This window comes from Tropicimonas sediminicola (assembly GCF_900188335.1).
In the GTDB taxonomy this organism is placed as follows: Bacteria; Pseudomonadota; Alphaproteobacteria; order Rhodobacterales; family Rhodobacteraceae; genus Tropicimonas; species Tropicimonas sediminicola.
This window is the reverse complement of record NZ_FZOY01000001.1, coordinates 261938-287826: the sequence shown is the minus strand read 5'-3', so window position 1 is coordinate 287826 and position 25889 is coordinate 261938. Positions and strand designations below refer to the sequence as shown.

The 25889-nt window shown below is 70.4% G+C and carries 23 protein-coding genes and 1 other RNA gene; 12 read left to right on the top strand and 12 right to left on the bottom strand.

Annotated elements, in window-relative coordinates:
* Positions 1 to 1008: a M23 family metallopeptidase gene (locus tag CHB86_RS01270; protein WP_089230735.1), complete on the top strand. Its 1008-nt coding sequence runs from the start codon at positions 1 to 3 to the stop codon at positions 1006 to 1008.
* Here the strand turns inward: CHB86_RS01270 and CHB86_RS01265 are convergent.
* From CHB86_RS01265 to CHB86_RS01255, 3 genes are all read right to left on the bottom strand, one after another.
* Positions 1005 to 3230, bottom strand: a complete 2226-nt coding sequence (locus tag CHB86_RS01265) for a peptidoglycan -binding protein (RefSeq protein ID WP_089230734.1) — start codon at positions 3228 to 3230, stop codon at positions 1005 to 1007. The genes CHB86_RS01270 and CHB86_RS01265 overlap by 4 nt on opposite strands.
* A 3-nt stretch (positions 3231 to 3233) precedes the next feature.
* Positions 3234 to 4436 (bottom strand): biopolymer transporter ExbB, encoded by a 1203-nt coding sequence (locus tag CHB86_RS01260; protein ID WP_245837728.1) that lies wholly within the window; start codon positions 4434 to 4436, stop codon positions 3234 to 3236.
* Between the two features lie 135 nt (positions 4437 to 4571).
* On the bottom strand, positions 4572 to 5138 hold the full coding sequence (locus CHB86_RS01255; protein WP_089230732.1) for a gamma-glutamylcyclotransferase: 567 nt from the start codon (positions 5136 to 5138) through the stop codon (positions 4572 to 4574).
* Positions 5139 to 5209: 71 nt separating this feature from the next.
* Here CHB86_RS01255 and CHB86_RS01250 point away from each other — a divergent pair, with 71 nt between their 5' ends.
* Complete coding sequence (locus tag CHB86_RS01250; protein ID WP_089230731.1) at positions 5210 to 6217, top strand: DUF2125 domain-containing protein; 1008 nt, start codon at positions 5210 to 5212, stop codon at positions 6215 to 6217.
* Between the two features lie 46 nt (positions 6218 to 6263).
* Here CHB86_RS01250 and CHB86_RS24980 read toward each other — a convergent pair whose 3' ends face one another.
* The 3 genes from CHB86_RS24980 to hisC are packed head-to-tail and all read right to left on the bottom strand — an operon-like array spanning position 6264 to position 9303.
* Positions 6264 to 7292 (bottom strand): extensin-like domain-containing protein, encoded by a 1029-nt coding sequence (locus tag CHB86_RS24980; protein ID WP_245837694.1) that lies wholly within the window; start codon positions 7290 to 7292, stop codon positions 6264 to 6266.
* A complete protein-coding gene (locus tag CHB86_RS01240; RefSeq protein ID WP_089230730.1) occupies positions 7289 to 8221 on the bottom strand; it encodes a prephenate/arogenate dehydrogenase family protein in 933 nt (310 codons plus the stop codon). Before CHB86_RS01240 ends, CHB86_RS24980 begins: the two co-directional genes overlap by 4 nt.
* The gene (gene hisC, locus CHB86_RS01235; protein ID WP_089230729.1) at positions 8218 to 9303 is read right to left on the bottom strand and encodes a histidinol-phosphate transaminase; all 1086 of its coding nucleotides are present in this window, start codon (positions 9301 to 9303) and stop codon (positions 8218 to 8220) included. Before hisC ends, CHB86_RS01240 begins: the two co-directional genes overlap by 4 nt.
* A gap of 502 nt (positions 9304 to 9805) precedes the next feature.
* Here hisC and CHB86_RS24095 point away from each other — a divergent pair.
* Positions 9806 to 10852 carry a hypothetical protein gene (locus tag CHB86_RS24095; protein WP_176442735.1) on the top strand — a complete coding sequence of 349 codons (1047 nt, stop codon included), beginning with the start codon at positions 9806 to 9808 and terminating at the stop codon, positions 10850 to 10852.
* Positions 10853 to 11006: 154 nt separating this feature from the next.
* Positions 11007 to 11897 (top strand): calcium-binding protein, encoded by an 891-nt coding sequence (locus CHB86_RS01225; RefSeq protein WP_089230728.1) that lies wholly within the window; start codon positions 11007 to 11009, stop codon positions 11895 to 11897.
* A gap of 58 nt (positions 11898 to 11955) precedes the next feature.
* Here CHB86_RS01225 and CHB86_RS01220 read toward each other — a convergent pair whose 3' ends face one another.
* The 4 genes from CHB86_RS01220 to CHB86_RS25175 form a co-directional block, all read right to left on the bottom strand.
* Positions 11956 to 13374, bottom strand: coding sequence for a homospermidine synthase (locus tag CHB86_RS01220; protein ID WP_245837693.1), 1419 nt, complete (start codon positions 13372 to 13374; stop codon positions 11956 to 11958).
* Between the two features lie 151 nt (positions 13375 to 13525).
* Positions 13526 to 14146, bottom strand: coding sequence for a 30S ribosomal protein S4 (rpsD, locus tag CHB86_RS01215; RefSeq protein ID WP_089230726.1), 621 nt, complete (start codon positions 14144 to 14146; stop codon positions 13526 to 13528).
* 173 nt (positions 14147 to 14319) lie between these two features.
* The gene (locus CHB86_RS01210) at positions 14320 to 15402 is read right to left on the bottom strand and encodes a Hint domain-containing protein (protein ID WP_089230725.1); all 1083 of its coding nucleotides are present in this window, start codon (positions 15400 to 15402) and stop codon (positions 14320 to 14322) included.
* Positions 15403 to 15648: 246 nt separating this feature from the next.
* A complete protein-coding gene (locus tag CHB86_RS25175; RefSeq protein ID WP_089230724.1) occupies positions 15649 to 16599 on the bottom strand; it encodes a GNAT family N-acetyltransferase in 951 nt (316 codons plus the stop codon).
* A gap of 62 nt (positions 16600 to 16661) precedes the next feature.
* Here CHB86_RS25175 and CHB86_RS24495 point away from each other — a divergent pair, with 62 nt between their 5' ends.
* Both CHB86_RS24495 and CHB86_RS01200 read left to right on the top strand, forming a co-directional pair.
* A complete protein-coding gene (locus CHB86_RS24495; protein WP_176442734.1) occupies positions 16662 to 16811 on the top strand; it encodes a hypothetical protein in 150 nt (49 codons plus the stop codon).
* Between the two features lie 194 nt (positions 16812 to 17005).
* Positions 17006 to 17815: a division plane positioning ATPase MipZ gene (locus tag CHB86_RS01200; RefSeq protein ID WP_089230723.1), complete on the top strand. Its 810-nt coding sequence runs from the start codon at positions 17006 to 17008 to the stop codon at positions 17813 to 17815.
* A gap of 87 nt (positions 17816 to 17902) precedes the next feature.
* Here the strand turns inward: CHB86_RS01200 and CHB86_RS01195 are convergent, their stop codons facing one another.
* On the bottom strand, positions 17903 to 18568 hold the full coding sequence (locus CHB86_RS01195; protein ID WP_089230722.1) for a hypothetical protein: 666 nt from the start codon (positions 18566 to 18568) through the stop codon (positions 17903 to 17905).
* Positions 18569 to 18964: 396 nt separating this feature from the next.
* Between CHB86_RS01195 and CHB86_RS01190 the strand changes: the two genes are divergently transcribed.
* The 3 genes from CHB86_RS01190 to rsgA all read left to right on the top strand — a co-directional run bounded on the left by CHB86_RS01190 (position 18965) and on the right by rsgA (position 21235).
* Positions 18965 to 19720: a sugar phosphate isomerase/epimerase family protein gene (locus CHB86_RS01190; protein WP_089230721.1), complete on the top strand. Its 756-nt coding sequence runs from the start codon at positions 18965 to 18967 to the stop codon at positions 19718 to 19720.
* A 245-nt stretch (positions 19721 to 19965) separates the two neighbouring features.
* Positions 19966 to 20062, top strand: an RNA gene (gene ffs, locus CHB86_RS01185) — signal recognition particle sRNA small type.
* Positions 20063 to 20200: 138 nt separating this feature from the next.
* Positions 20201 to 21235 (top strand): ribosome small subunit-dependent GTPase A, encoded by a 1035-nt coding sequence (rsgA, locus tag CHB86_RS01180; RefSeq protein WP_245837692.1) that lies wholly within the window; start codon positions 20201 to 20203, stop codon positions 21233 to 21235.
* A gap of 71 nt (positions 21236 to 21306) precedes the next feature.
* Here rsgA and CHB86_RS01175 read toward each other — a convergent pair whose 3' ends face one another.
* A complete protein-coding gene (locus CHB86_RS01175; protein WP_089230719.1) occupies positions 21307 to 22821 on the bottom strand; it encodes an ankyrin repeat domain-containing protein in 1515 nt (504 codons plus the stop codon).
* A gap of 219 nt (positions 22822 to 23040) precedes the next feature.
* Between CHB86_RS01175 and CHB86_RS01170 the strand changes: the two genes are divergently transcribed.
* The 3 genes from CHB86_RS01170 to recR all read left to right on the top strand — a co-directional run bounded on the left by CHB86_RS01170 (position 23041) and on the right by recR (position 25855).
* Complete coding sequence (locus CHB86_RS01170) at positions 23041 to 24807, top strand: DNA polymerase III subunit gamma/tau (RefSeq protein WP_089230718.1); 1767 nt, start codon at positions 23041 to 23043, stop codon at positions 24805 to 24807.
* Between the two features lie 99 nt (positions 24808 to 24906).
* Positions 24907 to 25254: a YbaB/EbfC family nucleoid-associated protein gene (locus tag CHB86_RS01165; protein WP_089230717.1), complete on the top strand. Its 348-nt coding sequence runs from the start codon at positions 24907 to 24909 to the stop codon at positions 25252 to 25254.
* A 1-nt stretch (position 25255) separates the two neighbouring features.
* Positions 25256 to 25855 carry a recombination mediator RecR gene (gene recR, locus CHB86_RS01160; RefSeq protein ID WP_089230716.1) on the top strand — a complete coding sequence of 200 codons (600 nt, stop codon included), beginning with the start codon at positions 25256 to 25258 and terminating at the stop codon, positions 25853 to 25855.
* Positions 25856 to 25889 lie beyond the last annotated feature (34 nt).

Below are 25889 nucleotides of genomic sequence, written 5' to 3'. Positions count from 1 at the left end.
TTGACCGCACAAACACGGACAGGGCGCCTCCGGGCGCCCTTTCTGCGTGCGGCCCTCGCCTGCGCCGCCACCGCCCTGCCCGCCAGCGCCGAGCCGCCGGCGCTCGGCCTGCCGATCGACTGCACCTTCGGCGAGACCTGCTACATCCAGCAATATGTCGACCGCGACCCCGGCCCCGGCCAGCGGGATGTCGGGTGCAACGGTCTGGCCAACGACGGCCACAAGGGCACCGATTTCGGCATCCCGACGCTGGCGGACATGGCCGCCGGCGTGCCGGTGATCGCCGCCGCCCCCGGCGTGGTGCGCGGCGTGCGCGACGGCATGCCCGACATCGACACCACCGATCCCGCCGCGCCCAACGTCTCGGGCCGCGAATGCGGCAACGGCGTCGCGATCGACCACGGCGACGGCTGGGAGACCCAGTATTGCCACCTGCGCAATGGCAGCCTGGCCGTGAAACAGGGCCAGCAGGTGGCGCGCGGCGAGGTGCTCGGCCTCGTCGGGATGAGCGGCGAGGCGACCTTCCCGCATGTCCATTTCTCGGTCCGCGAGGGCAACGCCGTCATCGACCCGTTCAACCCGGACATGACCCGCGACTGCGGCGCCGCCGGCGACGGGCTCTGGCTCGCCGCCCCGCCCTACCGCGACGGCGGCCTGCTCGCGGCGGGCATTCTCGACCGGGTGCCGAGCTACGAGGAGGTCAAGGCCGGCCTGCCGCTCCAGGCCCTGCCCGAAGGCGCGCCCGCGGCGCTCGTGGTCTGGGGCTATGCCTATGCGGGCCTCGAGGGCGACGTGGTGGAGATCGCGCTCGACGCTCCCGGCGACGCCCCGCCCCGCAGCCACAGCGAGGCGCTGCCGCGCTGGCAGCCGTTCTTCTATCGCGCCTGGGGCATCCGCGCGCCCGAGGGCGGCTTCGCGCCCGGCGCCTATCGCGGTGAGGTGGTGCACCGGCGCGGCGAGACGGTGCTCGACCGCCGCGAGATCCGCTTCGAGCTTCCCGCCCCTTAGCGTTCGGTCAGCTTCAGCTCGATCCGCCGGTTCTGCGCCCGCGCCTCCGGCGTGTCGGCCGGGTTGATCGGCTGGAACTCCCCGAACCCGTTGGCCGCCAGCCGTTCCGGCGGGAAGCCGAGCGCCTGTGTCATGTAGCGCACCACCGAGAGCGCCCGCGCCTGGCTCAGCTCCCAGTTGTCGCGGTATTGCCCGCCCAGCACCGGCGTGTCGTCGGTGTGGCCGTCGACCCGGATCACCCAGTCGATGCCTTGCGGAATGTCGCCGGAGACGTCGGAAAGGATGCCGGCGACGCCGGCGATCTGCTCGCGGCCCGCGGCGCTGATCTCGGCCGACCCCGGCTCGAACAGCACCTCGGAGGAAAAGACGAACCGGTCGCCCTCGATCCGCACGCCCTCGCGCCCGCCAAGGATCCGGCGCAGCTCGCCGAAGAACTCGGAGCGGTAATTGGCGAGGTCCTTCTTCTCCTCTTCCAGCCGGAGCTTCTCCTCCTCCAGCCGCTTGCGTTCCGCCTCTTCCAGCCGCACCCGCGCATCCTGCTCCAGCGCAAGCTGCGCCATGGCGCGGTTCAGCCGGGCGCCGAAATCCTGCACCTGCGCCTGCGATTCCACATCGCGGGCCTCGGCGGCGTCCAGCAGCCCCTGCAGCTGCCCGAGATCGCGGCGCAGCGCGGCGACCTGCTGGTTGAGCAGCGTGACCTTGCGCTGGCTCTCCTCCGACTGCGCCTCCTCCTGGCTGAGCTGGGTGCGGGCGGCGGCGAGCAGCGCGGCGCGGCGCTCGGCCAAGCTCTGCGCGTCCTGCGCCTCGGTCTCGGCGGCGAGCTTTGCGGCCAGCGCGGCGGCAAGGCGGTTGCGGATGTCCTCGGCATTGCCGTTGGCGTCGCGCAGGCTCTCGTTCTCGGCGGCGAGCCGGGCCAGTTCGCTGCGCAGCCCGGCAAGGTCGTCCGACAGCGTCTCGATCGTCCGCTGCGCCTCGGCCAGCGCCTGCGCGCTGCCGGCGCCGTCGGCCACCGCCGTGTCACGCTCCTCGGTCAGCCGCGCCACCGCCGCGCGCTCGGCTGCCAGTTCCTGCGTGCGGGCGGCCAGCGCCGCCTCGGCCTCGGCCAGCGCCGCGGTGTCCGCCTCGGCGGTCGAGAGCCGCGCCTCCAGCGCCGCGCCCCGCGAGCGCAGGTTGGTGAGCTCGGTTCCCAGCTCGGCTATCTGTGCCTCGGCCGCGGCCAACGCCTCCGCGTTCGACACCTGGCCGCCCCGCGCCTCTTCCAGCGCCGCGGTCAGCCGGGCGCGTTCTGCCTCGGCCGCGGCCAGCGCGTCGCGCATACGCGCGGCTTCCGCCTGCGCCTCGGCCAGCGCGGCGGCCCGGGCCTCGCCCTCCTCGGTACGGGCCAGGAGCTGGCTCTCCAGATCGGTCCCCGACAGAAGCGCCGCCGCCAGTTTCTCGTTCAGCTCGGCCTCCGCCGATTCCGCCGCCGCCAGCAAGGTCAGCGTCTCCTCGGCGCGCCGGCGCTGCTCCTCGAGCGCCAGTGTCATCGCGGTCAGCTCGTCCTCCGCGCCGGCCAGCTTCTCGCGCAGCGCCTGGGCCGCGGCGGCCTCGGCCAGCCGCGCGGCTTCCTCGTCGCCGAGCTCGGCGCTCAGGCTGTCGCGCTCGGCCTCCAGGTCGGCCACCATCGCCTCCAGCGCCTCGCGCCGCGCCGCCGCCAGCCGGGCCGCCTCGGCGCTCGCGTCGATCTCGCTGCGGGCGCTGGCCAGCGCCGTCTCCAGCGAGCTGCGGGTCTGTTCCAGGTCGGCCACCTCGCCGCGGGCGTCGTCGCGCTCGATCAGAAGCTGCGCCACCTGCGCCTCGAAATCGGTGATCCGCGTCGCCGCCTCGGCCAGCGCGTCCTGCTGCTCGCCCACCTGCGCGGTCAGCGAGGCGATCAGCGCCGATTGCGCATCCGCATCCTGCTGCGCCTGCGCCAGCGTATCGTCCAGCAGCCCCACCTGCCGCTCCAGGTCGGCGCTGCGGTCCTGCTCGAAGCCAAGCGCATCGGCGAGCTGCGCCACCTCCTGTGTCAGGATATCGAGCTCGCTCTCCTGCCCGGTGATCGTCTCGCGCAGCATGAACTGCACGATCATGAAGATCGACAGCACGAACATCAGCACCAGCAGCAACGCCGTCATGGCATCGACGAACCCGGGCCAGATCGAGGCCGAGAAGCGGTCCGTCCTGCGGCTTCGGAGGGCCATGCGCTACTCCCGAGGCTCGCGCGGCTCGCGCTGGATGACCCGGGACGAGCCCTGTTCCGGCTGCGGATAGACGAGGTTGCGCAGCTTGCGCACCTCGCGGGTCAGCGTCGAGATATCGGCGCGCAGGTCGGCCACGGTCTCCTGCCGGCCGGCCGCGATCTCCTCGAGGATGCGCAGCAGCTGCACGTCGATCGAGCGCAGCCGCATCCGGCTCTCGGCATCGGAGCCGCTGTCGATCATCTCGCCTTCCTGGGTGCGGCCGCTGGCGGTCCGGTGCAGCACCTGCTGCTGGGTCTCGACCATGCGTTCCTGCCCCTCGGCGATGCGTTCCAGCAGGTCGGTGCTGCGGTCGCCGTGCTGCATGGCGCGGGTCAGCGAGGTCACCGCGACGGCCACCTCGGACAGCCTGTCGTCCACCATCGCCCGGCTGACGTCAGACTGGGTGAACATCTCGCGCATCGCCTCCATCTGCTCGGCCATGTGGTCGAGCACGGCGATCAGCGCGCCGGCCTCACCGGTCACGTCGCCCTCGGCGCCGGCAAAGCCGAGCCGGGTGATCGAGCTGAGCCATTCCTCCAGCTCGCGGTAGAACCGGTTCTGGCCGCGCGAGGCAAAGAGCTCCAGCAGCCCCACGACCAGCGAGCCGGCCAGGCCCAGCAGCGAGGAGCCGAAGGCCGTGCCCATGCCGCCGAGCTGCGCCTCGAGCCCGTTCATAAGCTTGGAGAACACCTCCACCCCGGTCTCGCCCTCCTGCGGGGCGAGCGAGCGGATGGTCTCCACCACCGCCGGAACGGTCGTGGCAAGGCCGTAGAAGGTTCCGAGAAGACCGAGAAAGATCAGCAGGTTGACGATATAGCGGGTGATGTCCCGCCCCTCGTCGATCCGGGTCGCCACCGATTCGAGGATCGAGGAAGCGGAGGTCGAGGAGATCTGCCGGTTGACCCCGCGCGAACGCAGCAGCGCCGCCAGCGGCGCCAGCAGCCGCGGCGCCGGGCTGTCCGCTGCGGACTGGTGGTCGCGGGCGAAGGCCTCGATCCAGCGGACAGAGGAGCTGAGCTGGGCCACCTGCAGGAAGCAGGCGAGGATGCCGAACAGGAAAACAAGCCCGATCGTGCCGTTCAGCCAGGGGTTGGCCAGGAACACCGGCTTGACGCTCGGAAAGATGATCCAGCCCCCCGCGCCGACGAGGCCGCAGACCACCAGCATCTGGACGATCTGGCGGACGGGCTGCGAGAAATGCGTATACGCGGAGGAATCACTCAACGTCGGTCTTCCGGGACTGTGGCAACTTCGCCCGCACGATAGGAGTGCAGTCGCAGAATGCCAATGACCCGAACGCGATCAGCGGCGGGGCGATGCGGTGAGGGCACGCACCCGCGCGGCCAGCCAGTCGAGGTCCGGATCGGCAAGGCCCAGCTCGGTCAGGTGCTCGGCGGTGTTGTAGAGATAGTCGCAATTGGGCCCGCGGTCACCGCAGGCGCGGGCGATGATCCGGGCCTGCTCCTCCAGCTCCAGCGCGCCGCAATACTGGACGTGGTCGCGGTCGACCACATAGGCCAGCGCCGTCACCACCCGCCCGTCGCGCAGCCGCAGGGTGACCAGCTCCTCCAGATAGGCCGAGGAGATCAGCTCCCGCTCGCGCAGCGCGGCCAGCGTCTCGGCCTCCTGCCCCGGCACCACGCGGAACGCCAGCCCGTCGCATTGCGCGCCCTCGGCGGCGTCGAGCGCCAGCACCAGCCCCGGCGAGGCCTCGGTGCCGCGATGGTGGATCGAGGACATGCAGAACGCCCGGTGATAGCCGGTGAGCCGCGCCACCGCCTGCTCCTCCACAGCGAAGCCCGGGTGCCAGATCAGGCTGCCGTAGCCGAAGACCCAGAGCGGTTTGCTGAGATCGATTTCCTGAAGCATGGCTGTTCCCTCGCACGTCGGAGGGTGTAAACCGCAATTCGGAGCGAAGCGAAAGGGGCCGAGGCAGCACGATGAAACCGATCCGACTTCTGTGGCTGACGCTGCTGGTGGCCCTGGCCTGGAGCGCCTGGTGGGGCTGGGGCGCGTGGCGGGCGAAATCCGACCTGGTGGGCTGGATGGAGGCGCGGCGGGCCGATGGCTGGCAGGCGGAATGGGGCGACGTCTCGGTCGCCGGCTACCCGACCCGGATCGACCGCACGATCACCGACATCACGCTGGCCAACACCGAGGCCGGCTGGGTCTGGAACGCGCCCTTCGTGCAGATCCTCGGGCTGAACTACGAAAAGGACCACGTGATCCTGGTCTGGCCCGACAGCATGACGCTGCAGACACCCCGGGAGCGCATCGCCATCGGCGGCGAGGAACTGCGCGGCAGCCTGACCTTCCGGCCCGGCCCGGCGCGGGAGCTCGACGAGGCGGTGCTGGTGTTCCGCGACCTCACGCTCGCCTCCGATGCCGGCTGGACCTCCGCCGTCGCCGAGGCGCGGCTGGCGACCCGGCCGGTGGAGAGCGAGAGCGTCGCGCAGCAGATCGGCCTCGAGATCACCGGCCTGCGTCCGCGTGCGCCGATGATGCAGCGGATGGCCGAGCGCGGGCTGGTGCCGGGCACCATCGAGACGCTCTCGGCCGATCTGGTGGTGACCTTCGACCGCCCCTGGGATCGCAGCGCACTGGAACAGGCGCGCCCGCAGCCGCGCGAGATCGAGGTTCGCAACGTCGCGGCCAGCTGGGGCCAGCTGGAACTGCGGGTGGCGGGCGATCTCACGGTCGGCCCGGACGGGCTGGCCAGCGGCGACCTGCTGGTAAAGGCGACCAACTGGGAAGAGATCCTCGAAGTCGCCCGCGAGAGCGGCGCCCTGCCCGACGGGATCGCCGATACCGTGGAATCGGCGCTGAGGCTGGTGAGCGGCCTCGCCGGCAGCTCCAGCACGCTCGACATTCCCGTCACCCTGTCGGACGGGCGGATGCGGATGGGGCCGGTGCCGCTGGGCGCGGCCCCGCGGCTCCGGATTCCCTGACCGGCGGGCGAACGCCCGGCGAAACGGCCTTGCGGGAGACGCGTGGCTACTTGCAGTAGCTGCCGCTGCGGTAGCGGGCGGTGTCGAAGTGGAAATGGTCCTGGTGGTAGCGGTCGGCATTGGGGCCGAGCACCGTGCCGAACGGGCCGCAGGCCGCCTTGTGCAGCTTTTTCATGGTCTTGCCCCATTCCCGGCTGTTCCAGTTGCCGAGCAGCGGGACCTTGCTGCCATTCTCCAGCTCGAAGCCCGACACGTCCACGGCATGGCCGCGCGCATGTTCTGAGAGCTTGCCGCCGGGGATGTTGTTTCGGGTGCGGCAGGCGTAGGAAGCCGCAACCGTCACCTTCTCGACGCCGCCGCCCTTGCGCCCGACGGCGGGCTTGAGCGCATCCGCCACCCAGGTGTTGAGCGCCCGCGCCGTGGTGCAATCCACGGTGATCGGGGTGGAGAGCCGGACCCCGGACATCTCGGTGATGCGCACCGGGTTCTCGATGCCGCAGCCGCTCGAGGGCCGGCCGACGGTGGGAATGGCCACGCCCTTGATCGCGTTGACCTCGCAGACGGCGCCGGCGGCGGAATAGCGGTCCTTGCGCTTGAAGAGCTTGGCGAAGCCCGCCGGCCGCGCCTCCGGATGGGGGCTGTCGGGGGTTAGCGGCACCAGCAGCATCGCCGAGGCCAGCTCGATGCCGGCCAGCGGATGCTCCGGGCGCGGCGTCGGACGGCCCTCGGCGCCGAAATGGATCCGCGTCGTCTGCCGGCTCACCTCGACGAGGCTGTCGGCCGGGATCTCCCAGCGGGCAAACAGCCCGTCGCGCGGCTGCGGGCGGATGTCGGGGCCGGCGGCCTCGGCGGGTTCCTGCCGAGACGCCGCCTTGCGGGGCGCCGGAACCGCTGCCGAGGCAAGGATCGCGGCCTCTGGCGCGGCGGTTTCCGTGGCGGGCGCCGGGCGCTGCACGGGCTGGATCGCCGCGGTTGCCTGCCGCAGATGCGGGCGCTGGCTGTCGGTGGGTGCGTTGGCCCATGTGGCCGTCGCGCAAAGAAAAATCCCCAGAGTCGCGCCCAGCTTCGTTCTCATCCCTTGCTCTGTCCCTGCCCGTGACCGCGTCCGAAATCCGGCGCGGATGTATCCTGACCAGCCTGGATAATACCACGGCGGATCGCGCGGGTTCGAGTGAAATACTCGTGGAGCAGGTCGCCGTCGCCCTTGCGGATCGCCCGCTGCAGCCGCATCAGCTCCTCGATGAACCGGCCGAGGATTTCCATCGTCGCCTCGCGGTTGTTGAGGAAGACGTCGCGCCACATCGTGGGGTCGGAGGCGGCGATCCGGGTGAAGTCCCGGAAACCGGCGGCGGAGTACTTGATGACCTCGCTGTCGGTCACCCGGCGCAGGTCGTCGGCCACCCCCACCATCGTATAGGCGATCAGGTGCGGCGCGTGCGAGGTCACCATCAGCACCAGGTCATGGTGCTCGGGCTCCATCAGCTCCACATGCGCGCCCATCCCGGCCCAGAAACGCTCCAGCCGCGCCAGCGCCTGCGGGTCGGTGTCGCCCTCGGGCACGATCAGCGTGTAGCGGTTCTCGAACAGCTCGGCGAAGCCGGAGCGCGGCCCGGAATGCTCGGTGCCCGCCAGCGGGTGCGCGGGGATGAAATGCACGCCCTCGGGCAGGTGCGGCTTCACCGCCTCGATCACCGCGCGCTTGACCGAGCCCACGTCGCTCACCGTGCAGCCGGGCTTCAGGTGCGGGCCGATTTCCTCGGCCACCGCCCCCATCGCGCCCACCGGCACGCAGAGCACCACGAGGTCGGCGTCCTTCACCGCCTCCGCCGCCGTCTCGGTGACCACGTCGCAGAGCCCGTCCTCGGCCGCGATGGCGCGGGTCTCGGCCGAGCGCGCGGTGCCCACGATCTCGCCCTGCAGCCCGGCGCGGCGCCCGGCGTGGATCATCGACGAGGCGATCAGGCCAAGCCCGATATAGGCGACGCGGTCGTAGACGCGGCTCATCGCCGGGCCTCCTGGAAGCTGCGGATGCCGTCGACCACGCGCTGGCAGCCGGCCTCGTCGCCCACGGTGATGCGCAGGCAGTTCGGCAGGCCGTAGCTCGCCACCCGCCGCACGATCACGCCGCGCGACTTCAGATGCATGTCCACCGCCTCGGCCTCGGCCACGTCGGCAAACCGGGCGAGCACGAAATTTGCGAGGCTGGTGTCGGAGGGCACGCCGAGCGCCGCCAGCTCCCGCGCCAGCCACGCCCGCATCCGGGTGTTCTCGGCCCGACAGAACTCGGCGTAGTCGCGGTCCCGCACCGCGGCGATCGCGGCGGCCATCTGGATCTCGGAGAGGTTGAACGGCTGCCGGATCCGGCTCAGCACGTCGATGATCTCCTTCGGGCCATAGCCCCAGCCGATCCGCAGCCCGCCAAGCCCGTAGAGCTTGGAGAAGGTGCGAGTCATGAAGACGTTGTCGCGCGCATCGACCAGCGACACGCCGCCGTCATAGCCCTCGACGAACTCGGCATAGGCGCCGTCCAGCACCAGGATCGCCCCCTCCGGCAGGCCGTCGGCCAGCCGGGCGATCTCGTTGCCGCCGATCATCGTGCCGGTCGGGTTGTTGGGGTTGGCGATGAACACGAGCTTCGTGCGTTCCGTGCAGGCCGCCAGCAGCGCGTCCACGTCGGTCACCCGCTCGCGCTCCCTCGCCACCACCGGCGTCGCGCCGACCGCGTGGGCCAGGATCGGGTACATGGCGAAGCCGTGCTCGGTGTGCACCACCTCGTCGCCCGGCCCGGCATAGGCCTGGCAGAGGAACTGCAGCACCTCGTCGGAGCCGACGCCGCAGATGATGCGCTCCGGGTCCAGCCCGTGCACCTCGCCGATCGCCGCGCGCAGCGGCGCGTGGTCGGTGTTCGGGTAGCGATGCACCTCCGCCACGGCCTCCGCGATGGCCTGCTTCGCCTTCGGGCTCGGGCCGAACGGGTTCTCGTTGGACGACAGTTTCAGAACGTCCGAGACGCCCTCGACATGGCTCTGCCCGCCCTGGTAGAGCGCGATCTCCATGATGCCGGGCTGGGGTGTGATGGGTGCCATGGTCTTCTCCGTTTCCGAGCGCTTCTAGACCACAATCGCGCCCGGTGGAACAGACCCGTTGACGCTCCGCAGATGCCGCAGGAAGCAGGTCCGGCAAGGCCGGGATCGCCGCCGCGCACCCCGAATACCTTACTTATTCAATTTTTGATATATACATAATTAATTTCCGGAAAGTCCTCTGAATTTGCCACAAATCAATGAAATCCGGAAAAGTCGGATATAGGATATTTCTATTCGCGGGCCGCAAGGTCCGAGGCGACACGTCGCCGGAGCGATCCGGAGGCCTTCGCCGGCATGAGCGGCCCTCGAATAAACAAGGGGGAGATCGGTCATGAAAAACGCTGACAAATTCACTGAACTGATCACTGACGTCATACCCGAAGTGGTCAAGGGGCCGGGAGGCGGAATCCCCGGAGGTAGCGGCGGCGGTGGCGGCCGTGGCGGTGGTGGAGGGCCGCCGGGCGGCGGCGGCGGAGGCGGCGGGTCGCCGGGGGGCGGGCCCATGAAGGGCGAGCTCTACGGCGACCAGATCGTCGTGCTGCGGGATCTCGATCCGACGGACGGCGGTGGCGATGGTGAGCCGTTGCTCGATGTGAACGAGCAGCTGATCGCCGTGGGCTTCGACCCTGCCAACCTGCATCCGACCGAGGTCGACACCCTGTTCCCGATCTTTTTCGAACTGGTCGAAGGGGAAGAGGACGATTACGAGATCCCGTCCGTGCTGCAGCCCTATGTGCAGGAAGTCGAGCTCGAGCGGGCCAACGTCGCGCGGGCTCCGTCCAGTGTCATGGAAAAGGCGCTGGATGCCGCGGTCGAAAAGCTGCTGACCGCTGACGTCGTCGACACCGACGCCGCCGGACGGCTGATTTACAGCACCGACGACGGCGCGAGCTTCCTGACCATCGACGCGCCGCTCGAGAACCTGGCACTCTACCAGGCGCTCATGACGGCCGGGGCCGACAACACCTGGACCTCCGTGACAGAGGCCTGGCCCGAGTTCTTCCAGGAGCTGGAGAACTGGGATCCCTCGGCCCTGCTCGGCGCGGCCTGGAGCAAGGAGGGCGAGATCACGCTCGATGCGATGCTCTACGAGAACACCACGCTTGGTGTGAACGTGGTGACGGGCGGAGACGCGCTGGTGATCGACTACTTCTCGTTCAACGAGAACGGCACGGAAGCCTATGACTACGTGCGCTCCGAACGCTATGCCGATACCTGGATCCGCTGGATCGAGGTCGAGGACGGCGCACCGGTCTACAAGGAGGCCACGGTGATGGAGGCCGTGTTCGGCAACGAGGAATGGGGCGTCGAGGATGACGACGGCGTGCTCGAAGCCAACGAGGACGTCTACCTCGCGCTGGCGCCGAACCCGGACGAAGACCCGCTCGATCCGTACGACGACTTCCTGTTCGTCTACGAATCCGCGGCCAACGACGGGGTCAACGACTTCGCACAGGCGGCCGACGATTCCCGCGCGGTCATCGAATTCATGCACGAGTTCATGGCCGTCGAGATCGCACCGCCAGAGGTGCCGGAGGCCATCGCATGACGCGATGCCACGGCTCGTACCAAGGGAACCGGCGGGCAACCGCCGGTTTCGCCGTTCCGGGGCCGCGTACAGGCTTGATCGAGGTCATCGCCGGAGACCGCCCTGAGTGGTAACATATTGGGAAGATGCGGCATTTCCGGAAAGGAGGCCGGCAATGACAAGGCTCAACGCTTACATCCCCGTAAACATGACGCTCCTCAACCTCAACAGGATCTGGGGGGAGGCCTATCGCACCGAGCTCGTGCAGGACGTATCTGACATTCCGGAGATCCGCGACTGGTTCTCGGTCTTCTCGGAACTCGACGGCGACTACTACTGGAGCGTGATCGCCGGGCCGTCCCTGACGCTCATCAACGACACGGTCCCCACCGGGACCGCCACCGCCTATTGCGAGTTCATGTACTGGGGCGACCGCTACGTGCCGCTCTGGGAGATCTGGGGCGCGGAATTCCCCGCCCAGGCGCTCTACGAAGCGGCCGGCACCTCCTCGACCGAGGACGACCTCGCCCTGATGCGTGAAGTCCTCGCCGGGGACGACCTCATGCTCTTCAGCAACGGCGACGACGTCGGGCTCGGCTACACCGGCAGCGACGAGCTGCGCGGCTTCGACGGGAACGACGTGCTGCGCGGCGGGTCCGGCTCGGACCTGCTGATCGGCAACGCCGGGGCCGACAGGCTCTATGGCGGCGAACACAAGGACACGCTGAGCGGCAACAGGGGCGCCGACAGCCTCTACGGCCGCGCCGGGCGCGACGTGCTGCAAGGCGGGCGCGGCAACGACGTGATGATCGGCGGCAGCCATGCCGACCGCTTCATCTTCAACGACGGCGACGGCCGGGACGTGGTCCGGGACTTCACCGACGACGTCGATACCCTGGTGCTCGACAGCGATCTCTGGGAGGGCGACCTCTACCGGATCCAGGTGATCAACCGCTACGCCGAGGTGGTCGACGGCGCGACCCTGCTCGACTTCGGCGAGGAGCAGATCACGCTCGCCGGCTTCGACGATCTCGACGCCCTGCGCAACGACATCGAAATCGCCTGACAGCCGCCGAAACAGGCAAGGGGCCGCGCCGGTGCATCCCGGCGCGGCCCCTGTCCCGTCAGCCGACCAGCACGTTGCGGAAGGCCCAGGGTTCGTCCTCGATCACCTGCTCGGGGAACTGGCTCTGGCGGTCGGTCAGCGGCGTCCAGTCGGTGTAATGCGCCTCGACCGGGCCGAGATAGGGCTGCTGCACCTCGAGACACCGGGCGTGATCCATCTCGTCGGTCTCCACGATCCCCGCGCCGGGGTTTTCCAGCGCCCAGACCATGCCCGCCAGCACCGCCGAGGACACCTGCAGCGCCGTCGCGTTCTGATCCGGCGCCAGCTCCCTCGTCTCCTCGTTCGACAGCCGCGAGCCGAACCACAGCGCGTTCTTCTCGTGGCCGTAGAGCAGCACGCCCAGCTCGTCGATCCCGCTGGTGATCTCGTCCACCTCGAGAATGTGGTGGGTCTCCTGGATCGCGTTGGAGCCGAACATCTCGTGCAGGCTCAGCACCGCGTCGTCGCAGGGGTGATAGGCGTAATGGCAGGTCGGCCGGAAGTCCGGCGCGTCCGGGGCGCCGACGGTGTAGTAATCGGCGATCGAGATCGCCTCGTTATGGGTGACCAGGAAGCCGAACTGCGGCCCCGGCGTCGGGCACCAGGTGTTGACCCGCGTATTGGCGCCCGGCTGCTCCAGCCAGATCCCGGCGCGGCAGCCGGTCTCGTGGCGATGGCCGTTCTCGGGGAACCACGGCTCGAAGGTGCCCCAGCCCAGCTCGGCCGGCTGGAACCCCTCGGCGATGAAGCCCTCGACCGACCAGGTGTTGACGAAAGCGCCCAGCGGACGCGGCTCCAGCCGCACCTGGGTGTCGCGCTCGGCGATATGCACGCCCTTCACGCCCAGGTCCCGCATCAGCGCGGCCCAGCCGGCGCGGTCGGCCGGCGTGGTGGCGTCGCGGCCGGTGTCGCGCGCCAGCGTCAGCAACGCCTCCTTGACGAACCAGCTCACCATGCCCGGGTTGGCGCCGCAGCAGCTCACCGCCGTCGTCCCGCCCGGGTTCGCGGCCTTCTCGTCGCGCACGGCCTGGCGCAGGGCATAATTGGTGCGCGCCGCGTTGTCCTCGGTGCCGAAGTAATAGCCGGCCCAGGGCTCGACCACGGTGTCGATATAGGGAACCCCGATCTCGCGGCAGAATTTCATGATGTCGAGCGACGAGGTGTCGACGCTCAGGTTGACGCAGAAGCCCTTGCCCGGCTCCAGCAGCCGGCCCAGCACCTCGCGGTAGTTCTCCGGCGTCAGCGCCGTGCCCTCGTGGGCATAGCCGCGCGCGGCAATCGCCTCGGCCTGGCCCTGTGCGGGCTCGATCACCGTCAGGCGGGCGCGGTCGAAATCGAAATGCCGCTCGATGAGCGGCAGCGTGCCGCGACCGATGGAGCCAAAGCCGATCAGGACGATGGGACCGTCGATGCGGCCATAGACAGGATAGTGGGTCACGTTGGGCCTCCTTGCGGGCATAGAGACAGCGGGGGATGACGGTACCATGACGGCCGGCGCCGCAAACCGCCACCGGCCGCATCGGTCTTCTGAACGCAAGAAGGGCCGCGCGTGAACGGCGCGGCCCTTCCGAAATCCCGGCGCCCGAACCTTAGTTCTGGGCGTAGAATTCGATGACGAGGTTCGGTTCCATCTGAACCGCATAGGGCACGTCGGCGAGGCCGGGCGCGCGCACGAAGGTCGCGGTCATCTTGGAATGGTCGGCATCGATGTAGTCGGGCACGTCACGCTCGGCCAGGCCAACGGCCTCGAGCACGACGGCGAGCTGCTTGGAACGATCGCGCACCTCGACCACGTCGCCTTCCTTGACGCGGTAGGAGGGGATGTTCACCCGCTTGCCGTTCACCAGCACGTGGCCGTGGTTCACGAACTGACGCGCGGCGAAGATGGTCGGCACGAACTTGGCGCGGTAGACAACGGCGTCCAGGCGGCTCTCCAGCAGGCCGATCAGGTTCTCACCGGTGTCGCCCTTGACCCGCTCGGCCTCGGCGAAGATGCGGCGGAACTGCTTCTCGGTCAGGTCGCCGTAGTAGCCCTTCAGCTTCTGCTTGGCGCGGAGCTGCAGGCCGAAGTCGGACATCTTGCCCTTGCGGCGCTGGCCGTGCTGGCCCGGGCCGTATTCGCGGCGGTTGACCGGGGACTTCGGGCGGCCCCAGATGTTTTCGCCCATGCGGCGATCGAGTTTGTACTTGGCAGACGTGCGTTTGGTCACGGCTGATCTCCTTCTTTGAACCGGCGCCCGGGGGCACCTATGAAGGGCGTTGTCCTTTCCCTGCCGGGAGACAGGCATCCCCTTGCGGGGGCCACCAACACCAATGAATAGCCCGGCCGCCGCGCGGGGCGCGGTGCCGGGATGGCGCTCCTTAGAAGGTCAGGCGCAGGCTGTCAAGCAACCGCCCGGAGCGTGCCGCGGGCCAGCAGCAGCGCCGCCTCGCCCCGGCTCAGCCGGCGCCCCGCCACCGGCCCGTAGCGCGACGGCTGCGCCAGCACCTTCGGATCGAGATGCTTGAGCAGGTCCGGATCGACCAGCCCCTTGCGCGGCATGACCGCGGCATCGGGGTGGAAGCTCTCGCAGCCCATGCCGTCGGCCACCACCACACCGTGGCGATCGAGCAGGAGCTGGACATAGGTCACCTCCTGCATCACCGGATCGACGCAGACGCCCGGATGGTCCAGCAGGTCGCCCGCCCGGACCAGCACCGCGCTCCGGCCGAACAGCGCCCGCCCCGCGGGCCCGCCCAGCTCCAGCGTCTGGTCCGGCGCGAGATGCAGGTCGCGCCCGGTCCAGCGCGGGCCGAGGGCCGCCTGCGAGAACCGGATCGGCCGGTGCGCCGGCACATGGCGCAGGTCCGCCGAGGTCAGCCGCAGCTTGCCGGCGAAGCGCACCACGCTGGTGTGGCCGCCCCGCGTGAGCACCCGGTCGCCCGGCACCAGCCGGTCCACCGGCCGCGGCCCCTGCGGCGTCTCCACCCGGCTGCCCGCCACCAGCCCGGTGACCGGCGGCGGCGGCGCCAGCCGCGCCCGCGCCTCGGCGCGCCGGTTGGTGACGATCCGCGCGATCCACAGGTCGCGATCCTGCGGCGGCGGCGCGCCCACGAAGAGGACCAGCGCCGGTCGCCCGTCGCCGGGCTCGATCCGGCTCGCGGCATAGCCATGCCGCCCGTCGGTCACCACGAAGCCCTGGTCCAGCAGGTGCTCGCGGCTCACGTCGATCCGCCCCGGCGCGCCCATCGGCACCACCGTCGCGCACATCCGCCGCGCCGTCCGCGCCGCCCGCTCGTGCAGCTCCGCGCTGCCCAACGCCTGTCCCAGCAGCGCCGCGCCCGAAGGCCCGTCCACCCGCATCGCTTGCCCGGCCCAGCGCCAGCTCGCGCCCACGCGCAATTCTCCCGGCGACGGCGAGGCGTTCCCCTCGATGACCGTCTGTGCCCAGGAGATGACGAAGGCCGCATCGGTCCCGTCTGTCATCCTTGATTGCCTGCTCGATGTTTTCTCTATTTTGCCCGATGGTTTACCACAGGTTCTTCATCTGGCAAAGCCCGTGATTCGCGACGGCGTGACGACCTTCCGCCCTGCCTGTCGCCCTCCCCGTTCCAGCCCGGCAGAACGCACGGACCGGCCCCGGCACCCCCTGCCGCGCGCTTGCGCGCGGCCCGGCCCAACGGGAGGAGATGCATCCCCGATGCATCGACGACGGGCGGGAGCCCGACCGTTTCAGGCCGCGCGCCCGGCGAACAGCCGGCTCCCCGGCGCGTGCAGCCGGGTCGGTGCCAGCGGCTCGCAAACGGCCACGCTGCCGAGCTTGAACCGCACCAGCCCCGGCGCCGCGTGGCTGTCCAGCAGGTCCAGGTCGAGCCCCCGCACCCCCTGCCCCGCGAGCCACAGCATCCCCTCCCAGAGCAACAGGTTGTGCGCCCCGACCGCCCGCCCCTCCGGCCCCGACCAGCCTACATGATAACTCGCCCCCGGCGGGTGCAGCAGGAACAGCATCGCCGCCACCGGCGTGCCCTCCATTGACGCCGTGAAGAGCCGCGCCGACCCGGGCCCGCCCGCGGCCACCCAGGCCGCCGTGAAGGACGCCGGCAGCGCACGGTAGCCCCGTGTCCGCGCCTGCGCGGCCTCCCGGCGCAGCAGCCAGTGGTCCGGGTCCGCCGGCATCGGCCCCGCCGCGACCACCAGCCCCGCCGCCTCCGCCCGCACCAGCCGGTTGCGCCACTTGCCATGCATCCGCCCGCGCAACGCCTCCGGCCCGCCCTCGAGCGACAGCCGGGCGAGCGAACAGGCGCTGACCGCCGGCAGCCAGCCGCTGCCCGCCATCGGATCCACCCCGCCCGCGCCGGGTTCCGGGGTCACCACCACGCAGCGATGCTCCCGCCGCAGCCGTTCCAGCAACCCGCGCAGCCCCGCCACGCGCCGCGCCTCCGGCACCGACCCCGCCCAGACCGGCCCGCGCGACAGCAGCGCCGCCGTCCCCAGCAACGGCCAGCGCCGCACCAGCACCTGCGCCGCGCCTTCCACCTGCCCGTCGCGCCGCATCACGAAGCGCCGCACGCCGGCTCCCAGGCTCCGGCAGGCCGCGCCGTAGAGCCCGTGCTGCTGCATCGGCAACGCCGCCAGCCCCCCGGGCAGGCGCATCGCCGCCATCTCTTCCCAATCTGCGTCCAAGCGGCCTTCCTTTCGCGCCGCCATTAACGCCCCCGCAACCTAAGGCGTGGTTAACAGGGGCCATGAAACGCTCCCCGCCGCCCGTGATGGGCATCAAGGCCCCGCCGCCCCGCCCCACCTTCCGCAGCGCGCTCTGGCTCGCCTGCACGCTCTCGCTGCCGGTGTTCGCCCTTCTCGCCCTTGCCGAGGCGGCCTTGCGCTGGCTGCTGTGATCGCGCCGCGACGGGGCGCGGGCCGCAATCGCACCGGGGGCGGTTTTGCCCTTTTCCTCCCGCCCGTCCGGCATTAGTGGCACAGGCTCCGGTCGCACCCGCCGCACCCCTGTCACATCGCCGTGGCAGAGCCAGCGGCACGGTTCCTGGGGGAGCCGCGGCCACCAGAGAAGTCTGCAGTCGGAGAGCGCACCTTGGCGCATATCATCGTCGTCGGTAACGAGAAGGGCGGATCGGGCAAGTCGACCACCTCGATGCATGTGGCAACCGCGCTGGTGCGCATGGGCCACCGGGTCGGCACGCTGGACCTCGACCTGCGCCAGCAGAGCCTTGGGCGCTACATCGAGAACCGCCGCGCCTTCTGCGAGAACGAGGGGCACGACCTCGCCATCCCCGCCTACATGAACCTGCCGGACATCCCGCCCGAGCAGGTGCCGCAGGGCGTCAACATCAACGACCACCGCCTGTCGCTCGCCGTTCAGGAGCTGCGCCAGGACAACGACTTCGTCCTGATCGACTGCCCCGGCTCGCACACCCGGCTGAGCCAGCTCGCCCATTCGCTGGCCGACACGCTGATCACGCCGCTCAACGACAGCTTCGTCGATTTCGACCTGCTCGCCCGCACCCGCCCCAAGGACGGCGCGATCCTCGGCCCGTCGGTCTATTCGGAGATGGTCTGGGCGGCGCGGCAGACCCGGGCCGAGGCCGGGCTGAAGCCGATCGACTGGATCGTCACCCGCAACCGCCTCGGCTCACAGCAGATGCACAACAAGCGCAAGGTCGGCGAGGCGCTGGGCAAGCTCTCGCGCCGCATCGGCTTCCGCGTGGCGCCCGGCTTCAGCGAGCGGGTGATCTTCCGCGAGCTGTTCCCCCGCGGCCTCACGCTGCTCGACCTGCGCGACATCGGCGGCGACCGCCTGAACCTGTCGAACATCGCCGCCCGGCAGGAGGTCCGCGACCTGATCAAGACCCTCGCCCTGCCCGGCGTCACCGTCCGCTTCTGATCCCGCCGCCCGGCAAAAGGAAAGGCCAGCCGCAAGGGCTGGCCATTCGCTCCGAGGTATGGCGGAAAGCAGGGAAGGCGCGGCGGATCAGCTGATCCGGGCCAGCCGCTTGACGAAGGGGTCGGCCTCCAGACGGGCCTTGGCGCGCGGCGACAGGTCCACGTCCTGCGCCCAGTTGTTGCCGAAGTGGACCGCGTTGGCCAGCGAGGCGGAGGGCGTCCGGCTGCGGGTCGCGGCCGGCTCCGGCTGCGCCTCGGCGCGATGCGGCGCCGGCGGGAACAGGCGGACATTGCTGCCATAATGGGTTTCGAGCGGGGCGTTGGAGGCACGGGCGACGGCGCGGGCGCGGGCGACGTTGGCGCGGCGCGGCGGCGCGCTGTGCCGTTCGCCGGCCGGCGAGAGCACCGCGTTCAGCGCGGCGACGCCGTTCGAGCCATCGGCCATGACCGGGCGGTAGGGGGCAATGCGCTGGCAGGACATCCGGCGGGCCTTCGCGGCGCGGGCCTCGCTCACCTGGCTGCGCAGCAGAAGCAGCAGGCCGGCAAGCGCCAGCGCCGGACCGGCAATCAGCGGCAGGGCGGCGAGGTCTGGCGCGAGCGCCTCGACGAATTCGACGGCGACGCAGCTCGCGGCGCCGAGGCCGAGCATCGGGATGGCCAGCATCCGGCTCGTGCTACGCGTCGCCCGGCTGGGGGCGGTGAACTGCTGTGCAGCCTGATCCGGCTGGTTCTCCTTGGTCTGCTCGATCGTCACGGCGCTACTCCATACTTTACACAACTTTGACGCTAGTGAAGGACTGGGGCCGGTTTGTGGCGGAGGTCGGGAGCTTTCGAGCCTTGTTCAAGCCGCAACGGTGCCGGATTCGGCCATAAAGCATTGGGCTGGAAACAACTCCCGGCATTCCCTCGAAACTGTCGCCGAACCGCGGGAACAACTTTGCAACCGGGGCGTTAACACTTTGCCTCGCGCGGCAACCTCCTCCCCCCGTGCCGCGCGGGGCCTGACACGACGCGACGCGCAGCAAGGGCCTCCGGGATCAGGCCCTTGCTGCTGCTCGCCGCATCGGGCCTCCTGCCCCGGCACCGATGCGGCGCGGCAAGACCACATCGTCCACCGCGGGGCCAATCCCTCAAGCAAAGGATCCAGCAGATGCGTGACTTCTCCTATCAGCTTCATTCCTCGCGCAAGTTCGGCCCGCTGCCGGACACTCTCAGGATGCTCGCGGGGCTCGGCTACAGACAGGTGGAGGGCGACCCCGCCCTGTTTGCCGGCCTCGAAGACCCGGGCCAGCTTCGCGACGCGCTGGCCGCGGCCGGCCTCACCATGCCCACCGCTCATGTCTCGCTCGAGATGGTCTCCGCCCGGCCCGACCGCGTGATCGAGATCGCCCGCGCGCTCGACATGGAAGCGGTGTTCGTCCCCGCGCTCCCCGAGGACGAGCAGGAGAAGACCGCCGAAGGCTGGGCCGAACTGGGCCGGGTGCTGGCGCTCTCCGGCGCGCGGCTGCGGGAGGCGGGCGTCGCCTTCGGCTGGCACAACCACGCCTTCGAATTCGCCGAGACCGACAGCGCCGAGACGCCGCTGGACCTGATCCTCGCCGGCTCCGACGATCTCGCGCTCGAACTCGATATCGCCTGGGTCGCGCGCGCCGGGCAGGACCCGGTGCACTGGCTCCGCAAATACGCCGACCGGATCGTCGCCGTCCACGTCAAGGACATCGCGCCCGAGGGCGAGAACGCCGGGGAGGACGGCTGGGCCGATGTCGGCGACGGCATTCTCGACTGGCGGCGGATCCTGCCCGAGGTCGAGGCGGCCGGTGCGCGCTTTCTCGTCATGGAGCACGACAACCCCGCCGACGACGCCCGCTTCGCCCGCCGCTCCATCGCCGCCGCCTCCGGATTCTGAGGGGCGCGCGGCGCCGCTCCGGCCGCACCGGTCGTTCCGGTCATTCACGGCGGTCGTTTCGGTCGGTTTGACCGGAATCCCGCTCACAGCGCCAACAGCGGGCGGGCGGTTCCCGGCAAACGACCGCAAGTCCCGCGGTTTCGGTCGCCGTTCCGGTCGTTTTCGGCCCCGAAACCTGCATTCCGACCGAAACTCCCGCCTCCGCCCGCTTGAATCCTCCGCACGGATCGACTACCTGCATCCCCGAGAGGTTGGCGCGGGCAGGCGCCTCGCCAACCCGGTCAGGTCCGGAAGGAAGCAGCCGTAACGAGCCCCGCTTGGGTCGTTGTCCAGCCTCTCACCCAACCAACCTGAACGGAGGACACATGACAGAGCTTGTGACCATCCTCCGGGTGCGGGCCGCCTGACCAAGGCCTGACACCCGACCGTCGAACCCGCGGCCTGATGGCCGTTCTCCAGACGTGTTCAGGGATCAAACCATTGACATCTCTTACGCTTTCCGACCTCGGATGGTCGGCTTTCCACGCAGCCCGCGCCGCGGGCGAACCGGGCCTGCCCGCGCGTGTCTCCCTTGTCGCCCGTGACCGGCTCGAGGCGCTCGCCGAGATCGGGCCGGTGACGCTCACCCTGCCGGGCAAGCAGAGCACCGGCGAATTCGCCGTCGGCGACTGGCTGCTCTTTGAGCCGGAAAATCACCGCGTTCTCAACCTGTTGGAACGCAAGACCCTGCTCCATCGCCGCGCCGCCGGCACCGCCTCCCGCGACCAGCTGATCGCCGCCAACGTCGACACGCTGGGCATCGTGACCTCCTGCAACCACGATTTCAACGTGGCCCGGCTGGAGCGCTACCTCGCGCTGGCCTCCGCCGCCGGCTGCCTGCCGCTCGTCGTCATCACCAAGGCCGACGAGGCGGAGGATCCCGACGCCTACCGCCACCGCGCCGAGGCGCTCTCGCCGCTGGTCGCCGCCGTGACGCTGGATGCCCGCGACCCGGAGCAGATCGCCCGGCTGCACCCCTGGTGCGACCGGGGACAGACGCTGGCCTTGCTCGGCTCCTCCGGCGTCGGAAAGACCACAATTTCCAACGGCTTGACCGGCCGGCACGACGGCACGCAGGACATTCGCACCGACGATTCGAAGGGCCGGCACACCACCACCGCCCGGGCGCTCTGGCGCACGGCGGCGGGGGGCTGGTTGATCGATACGCCGGGGATGCGGGAGCTGCAGCTGACCGACGCCGCCGAGGGAATCGACAGCGTCTTCGCCGACCTCTCCGAGCTCGCCGCGCGCTGCCGGTTCTCGGATTGCGGCCATGACAGCGAGCCTGGCTGCGCGATCCGCGCGGAGATCGACGCCGGGCGGCTCGATCCGGCGCGGCTGGCGCGCTGGCGCAAGCTGCAGCGGGAAGACGCCCGCAACTCCGAGACCATCGCCGAAGCCCGCGCCCGGTCCAGGGGATTCGGGAAGATGGTGCGCTCGGTAATGGAGGAGAAGCGCCGCTGGCGGGGCGACTGAGCCCGACCGGGAGCGGGGGGCCGTCTGCCCCCCGCGCCCCCCGAGGGAATTTTCACCAAGAAGACCCTGGGTCAGCCGGCGACCCTGTCGGCGTGCGCCTCGGCCCAGTCCTGCAGGGAGGCGGACATGGCCTCGTCGCCGGCACCGCGGATCGTGTCGCCGCGCAGGGGCGCGCCGGCCTCGAGCGCCAGTTCGGCGCATCGGACATGGTCGCGGTCGGCGCGGGCCGGGCAATTCTCGGAACCGTGGACGATCGTGTCGAGCAGGCCGCCGCCGTAGCCGTTCACATGGGTCAGGTCGGGCGATTGCGCGAGGAAGAAGGCCATGACCTCCGGCAGCCCCTCCCAGCCCGCGACCTGCACCGGGGTGAGGCCCTCGGCATCGGGCCGGTCGGGGTGCAGCCCGAGGGCAACGAGGCGGCGGACATGCTCCAGCTTGCCGGGCAGGTGGAGGATCATGCGGAGAATGTCGGCATAGGCCTCGGGCATCTCGCCGGCCGGGCCTTTGGCCGGCTGGTCATCGGCGGCTGCGGCGAGCGCCGTCTCGACCGGGGTGAGGGGTGGCTGCGGGCCGAGCGCCTCCAGCGCGCCCGCGAGGGCCCGGTTGCCGAAGACCCGGGCGAAGGCATAGGGCGTGGCGCCGAGGAACCGGCGGGCCGGGTCGGCGCCGGCACGCAGCAGCAGCTCCACCATCTCGGCATCGCACATCCGACGGGCGGCCTGGTGCAGGGCGGGCACCACCCAGGGGCGCTCGCCACCGACATGGGTGCCGTCGAAATCATCGGCGCGGGCGCCGTGGTCCAGCAGCACGCGAACCGCCGCGTGGTCGTTGAAATCCATCGCCCGCAGAAGGGCATTGGTGCCCTTCGGGTCCGCCCCGTGGGCGAGAAGCAGCTTCAGCCCCTGATGATGGCCGAGCTCGGTCGCGTGGTAGAGAGATTCGCCATCGTTCGGGTCGGCGCCCTGCTCCAGCAGCCAGGCCGCGAGCACCATGTTGTCGGCGTGGCCGATGGCCCCGTAGAGGGCGGAGAGCCGGTGCGGGTTGCCCGGGCCGACCGGGCACGTGTCGTTCACGCTGGCGCCGTGGTCGACCAGCATCCGCGCGATCGCCAGCATGTCGTCGGCCCGTTCGGGGCGGGCGTGGATCCAGCGCGAGAAGGCGAGGTGCAGCATCGGGCGGCGCGGGCCGAACTCCCGCGTGGCGCGGGCCGGGTCCTCGGCCAGCATCCGCGCGACCTCGGCGCGGTTCAGCAGCACGACCTGGAGGGCAAAGAGCCCGTCGGCAAGGTCCGGCGTCTCCTCCAGCAGTCGTTCGGCGACCCAGGTCTGGCCATTGTGCAGCGCGATCTTGAGACGCTGGATCCGGGCGGCGCGGTCGAGCCCCTCCGTCTCGGCGGCAAGCTTCAGCCGCGGCCAGGAGGCAAAGCCCTGTTCCTGCGCGATCACGTGCAGGTAGTCGGCGTGTTGCAGGGCGCCGGCGCTTCGCGACGGGTGGGCGGCAAGCCGCAGCGCCGCCTCGGGCGCGCCGGCGAGGTGGGCTTTTTTCAGCGCCTTGGCGTCGCGGCGCAGCTGTTCCAGGGATTTCATGTCGGTTTCTCCCGTTCACGCCCGTTGGTCCGCCGGTTCGGGCAACGTGAAAAACCGGTGTGGGTTCTTCGTCGGACGAGGTGCCGATGACGGCTTTCCGCGGACCTAGACGCCGCCTCGCGAACGGCCCTGACAGGATAGCAGAGCGCCGGGCCATCGCAACGGTGGACCTCCGCCGCCAGCGCCACTAGGTTGGGCCGGTCAGCGAAGCGAGGCAAGATGAGCGAGACGGGCGAGAGCGGCTACCAGGTCCTGGCGCGGAAATACCGCCCCGCCACCTTTGCCGACCTGGTGGGCCAGCAGGCCATGGTGCGGACGCTGAAAAACGCCTTCGCCGCGGACAGGATCGCGCAGGCCTTCGTGATGACGGGCATCCGCGGCACCGGCAAGACCTCGACCGCGCGGATCATCGCCAAGGGGATGAACTGCGTCGGCCCTGACGGCAGCGGCGGACCGACGACGGAGCCCTGCGGGACCTGCGAGCATTGCGTGGCGATCGCCGAAGGGCGGCACGTGGACGTGCTGGAAATGGACGCGGCCTCCAACACCGGGGTCGGCGACATCCGCAGCCAGGTGCTGGACTCGGTGGCCTATGCGCCGACCTCGGCGCGCTACAAGGTCTATATCATCGACGAGGTCCACATGCTCTCGACCAGCGCCTTCAACGCGCTGCTCAAGACGCTGGAGGAGCCGCCGGCGCATGTGAAGTTCATCTTCGCCACCACCGAGATCCGCAAGGTGCCGGTGACGGTGCTGAGCCGCTGCCAGCGGTTCGACCTGCGCCGGATCGAGCCGGAGGACATGGTGGCAATGCTGCGCCGGATCGCGGATGCCGAGGGCGGGCAGATCACCGACGACGCGCTGGCGCTGCTGGTGCGGGCCTCCGAAGGTTCGGCGCGGGACGCGACTTCGCTGCTCGACCAGGCGCTGAGCCAAGGCGTGGGCGAAACCGACGCCGAGACGGTCCGCGCGATGCTGGGCCTCGCCGACCGGGGCCGCATTCTCGACCTGTTCGACATGATCCTGAAGGGCGACGCCGCGGGCGCGCTGACCGAGCTGGCGACGCAATATGCCGACGGGGCCGACCCGGTGGCGATCCTGCGCGACCTGGCGGAGGTCTGCCACTGGGTCTCGGTCACCAAGATCACGCCGGAAGCAGCCGACGACCCGACCGTGCCCCCGGACGAGCGCGACCGCGGCCGGGCGATGGCCGAGGCGCTGTCGATGCCGATCCTTGCACGGATGTGGCAGATGCTGCTGAAGGCGCTGGAAGAGGTCTCCGCGGCGCCGAACGCGATGATGGCGGCCGAGATGGCGATCATCCGGCTGACCCATTTGGCCGACCTGCCGACGCCGGGCGACCTGGTGCGCAAGCTGAAGGATGCAACGCCGCCGCCTGCCGGGCCGGGCGGCGGTGGCGGACGGGCGCCGGCGCCCGCTCCCGGCGGCGCGCCGGTGGGCCATGTCGCCCCGCCGCCCTCCGCCCCGCGCGGCACGCCGCCGGGCGCCGGGCCGGTGGCCGCGCTGCAGGTGGCCCCCGAGGAGGCGCTGGCGCGCTACGCCAGCTTCGACCATGTCATCGAGCTGATCCGGGCCAACCGCGAGGTGACGCTGCTGATCGAGATCGAGCGGACGCTGAAGCTCGCCCGCTACAGCCCCGGCAGGATCGAGTTCCAGCCCACCGAGGACGCGGCGCCGGACCTGGCCCAGCGGCTCGGGCAGCGGCTGCAGTCCTGGACCGGCAACCGCTGGGCGGTATCGGTGGTGCGCGAGGGCGGCGGTCCGACCATCGAGGAGGCCCGCGACAGCGAGCGCCGCGCGCTGGAGGAGGCCGCCCTGGCCCATCCGATGGTGCAGGCCGCGCTCGCCGCCTTCCCCAAGGCCCGGATCGCCGAAATCCGCACCCCGGACCAGATCGCGGCCGAGGCCGCGATGGAGGCCCTGCCAGAGGTCGAGGACGAATGGGACCCGTTCGAGGACGAATAGCCCCGCGGGCAGCGTTGCCGCCGGGACCGAGACACGCCATATGATCCGCCAGAACGACAGCGGGTCGGACACCGGAACACAGGACGGAAAGGAATTCACATGCTGAAGGGACTCGGCGGGCTTGGCGATATGGCCAAGATGATGAAGGCCGCGCAGGAGATGCAGACCAAGATGGCCGCGCTCCAGTCGGAACTGGAGAACACCGTGGTGATCGGCGAGAGCGGCGCCGGGCTGGTCAAGGCCCGCTGCACCGCCAAGGGCGAGCTGACCGGGCTGGACATCGATCCCTCGATCTTCAACCCCGACGAGAAGGAAGTGGTGGAGGACCTGATCCTCGCCGCGATCAAGGACGCGCAGAGCAAGGCGCAGGAGAAATCCCGCGAGGAGATGGAGAAGCTCACCTCCGAGCTCGGCCTGCCCGCCGGCATGAACATCCCGGGCATGTGAGGTGAGCCAGGGCCCGCGCGACATCGAGGACCTGATCGAGCTGATGGCCCGGCTTCCCGGCCTCGGCCCGCGGTCGGCCCGTCGCGCGGTGCTGCAGCTCATCAAGAAGCGCGCGCTGCTGCTGGTGCCGCTGGCCGACGCCATGCAGCAGGTCGCCGCCACCGCGCGCGAATGCGTGGTCTGCGGCAACGTGGGCACCACGGAGGTCTGCGAGATCTGCACCTCGGAGAAGCGCGCCACCGGCGAGATCTGCGTGGTGGAAGACGTGGCCGACCTCTGGGCGATGGAGCGGGGGGGCGTCTTCAAGGGGCGCTACCACGTGCTCGGCGGCACGCTCTCGGCGCTCGATGCGGTGGGGCCGGACGAGCTGCGCATCCCGCGTCTGCTCACCCGGGTGCGCGACGAGGGCATCGCCGAGGTGATCCTGGCGCTCAACGCCACCGTCGACGGCCAGACCACCGCCCATTACATCGCCGAACAGCTGGAGCCGATGGGCATCGCCGTCACCTCGCTGGCCCAGGGCGTGCCGATCGGCGGCGAGCTGGATTATCTCGACGACGGAACGATCTCGGCCGCGCTCCGGGCGCGCAAGGCGCTTTAGCCCGGCCGTCTCACCGGAACGTCATCGCCGGGTG

What these genes read in the sequence shown, in the direction of transcription:
- CHB86_RS01255 (WP_089230732.1), bottom strand. Translation starts at nt 5,138, where the DNA reads ATGCTTCAGGAAATCGATCTCAGCAAACCGCTCTGGGTCTTCGGCTAC.
- CHB86_RS01210 (WP_089230725.1), bottom strand. Translation starts at nt 15,402, where the DNA reads ATGACAGACGGGACCGATGCGGCCTTCGTCATCTCCTGGGCACAGACG.
- CHB86_RS24980 (WP_245837694.1), bottom strand. Translation starts at nt 7,292, where the DNA reads ATGAGAACGAAGCTGGGCGCGACTCTGGGGATTTTTCTTTGCGCGACG.
- CHB86_RS24495 (WP_176442734.1), top strand. Translation starts at nt 16,662, where the DNA reads ATGAAACGCTCCCCGCCGCCCGTGATGGGCATCAAGGCCCCGCCGCCC.
- CHB86_RS01225 (WP_089230728.1), top strand. Translation starts at nt 11,007, where the DNA reads ATGACAAGGCTCAACGCTTACATCCCCGTAAACATGACGCTCCTCAAC.
- CHB86_RS01170 (WP_089230718.1), top strand. Translation starts at nt 23,041, where the DNA reads ATGAGCGAGACGGGCGAGAGCGGCTACCAGGTCCTGGCGCGGAAATAC.
- CHB86_RS01190 (WP_089230721.1), top strand. Translation starts at nt 18,965, where the DNA reads ATGCGTGACTTCTCCTATCAGCTTCATTCCTCGCGCAAGTTCGGCCCG.
- CHB86_RS01165 (WP_089230717.1), top strand. Translation starts at nt 24,907, where the DNA reads ATGCTGAAGGGACTCGGCGGGCTTGGCGATATGGCCAAGATGATGAAG.
- CHB86_RS01250 (WP_089230731.1), top strand. Translation starts at nt 5,210, where the DNA reads ATGAAACCGATCCGACTTCTGTGGCTGACGCTGCTGGTGGCCCTGGCC.
- CHB86_RS24095 (WP_176442735.1), top strand. Translation starts at nt 9,806, where the DNA reads ATGAAGGGCGAGCTCTACGGCGACCAGATCGTCGTGCTGCGGGATCTC.
- CHB86_RS01175 (WP_089230719.1), bottom strand. Translation starts at nt 22,821, where the DNA reads ATGAAATCCCTGGAACAGCTGCGCCGCGACGCCAAGGCGCTGAAAAAA.
- hisC (WP_089230729.1), bottom strand. Translation starts at nt 9,303, where the DNA reads ATGGCACCCATCACACCCCAGCCCGGCATCATGGAGATCGCGCTCTAC.
- CHB86_RS01260 (WP_245837728.1), bottom strand. Translation starts at nt 4,436, where the DNA reads ATGCTGGTGGTCTGCGGCCTCGTCGGCGCGGGGGGCTGGATCATCTTT.
- CHB86_RS01265 (WP_089230734.1), bottom strand. Translation starts at nt 3,230, where the DNA reads ATGGCCCTCCGAAGCCGCAGGACGGACCGCTTCTCGGCCTCGATCTGG.
- CHB86_RS01240 (WP_089230730.1), bottom strand. Translation starts at nt 8,221, where the DNA reads ATGAGCCGCGTCTACGACCGCGTCGCCTATATCGGGCTTGGCCTGATC.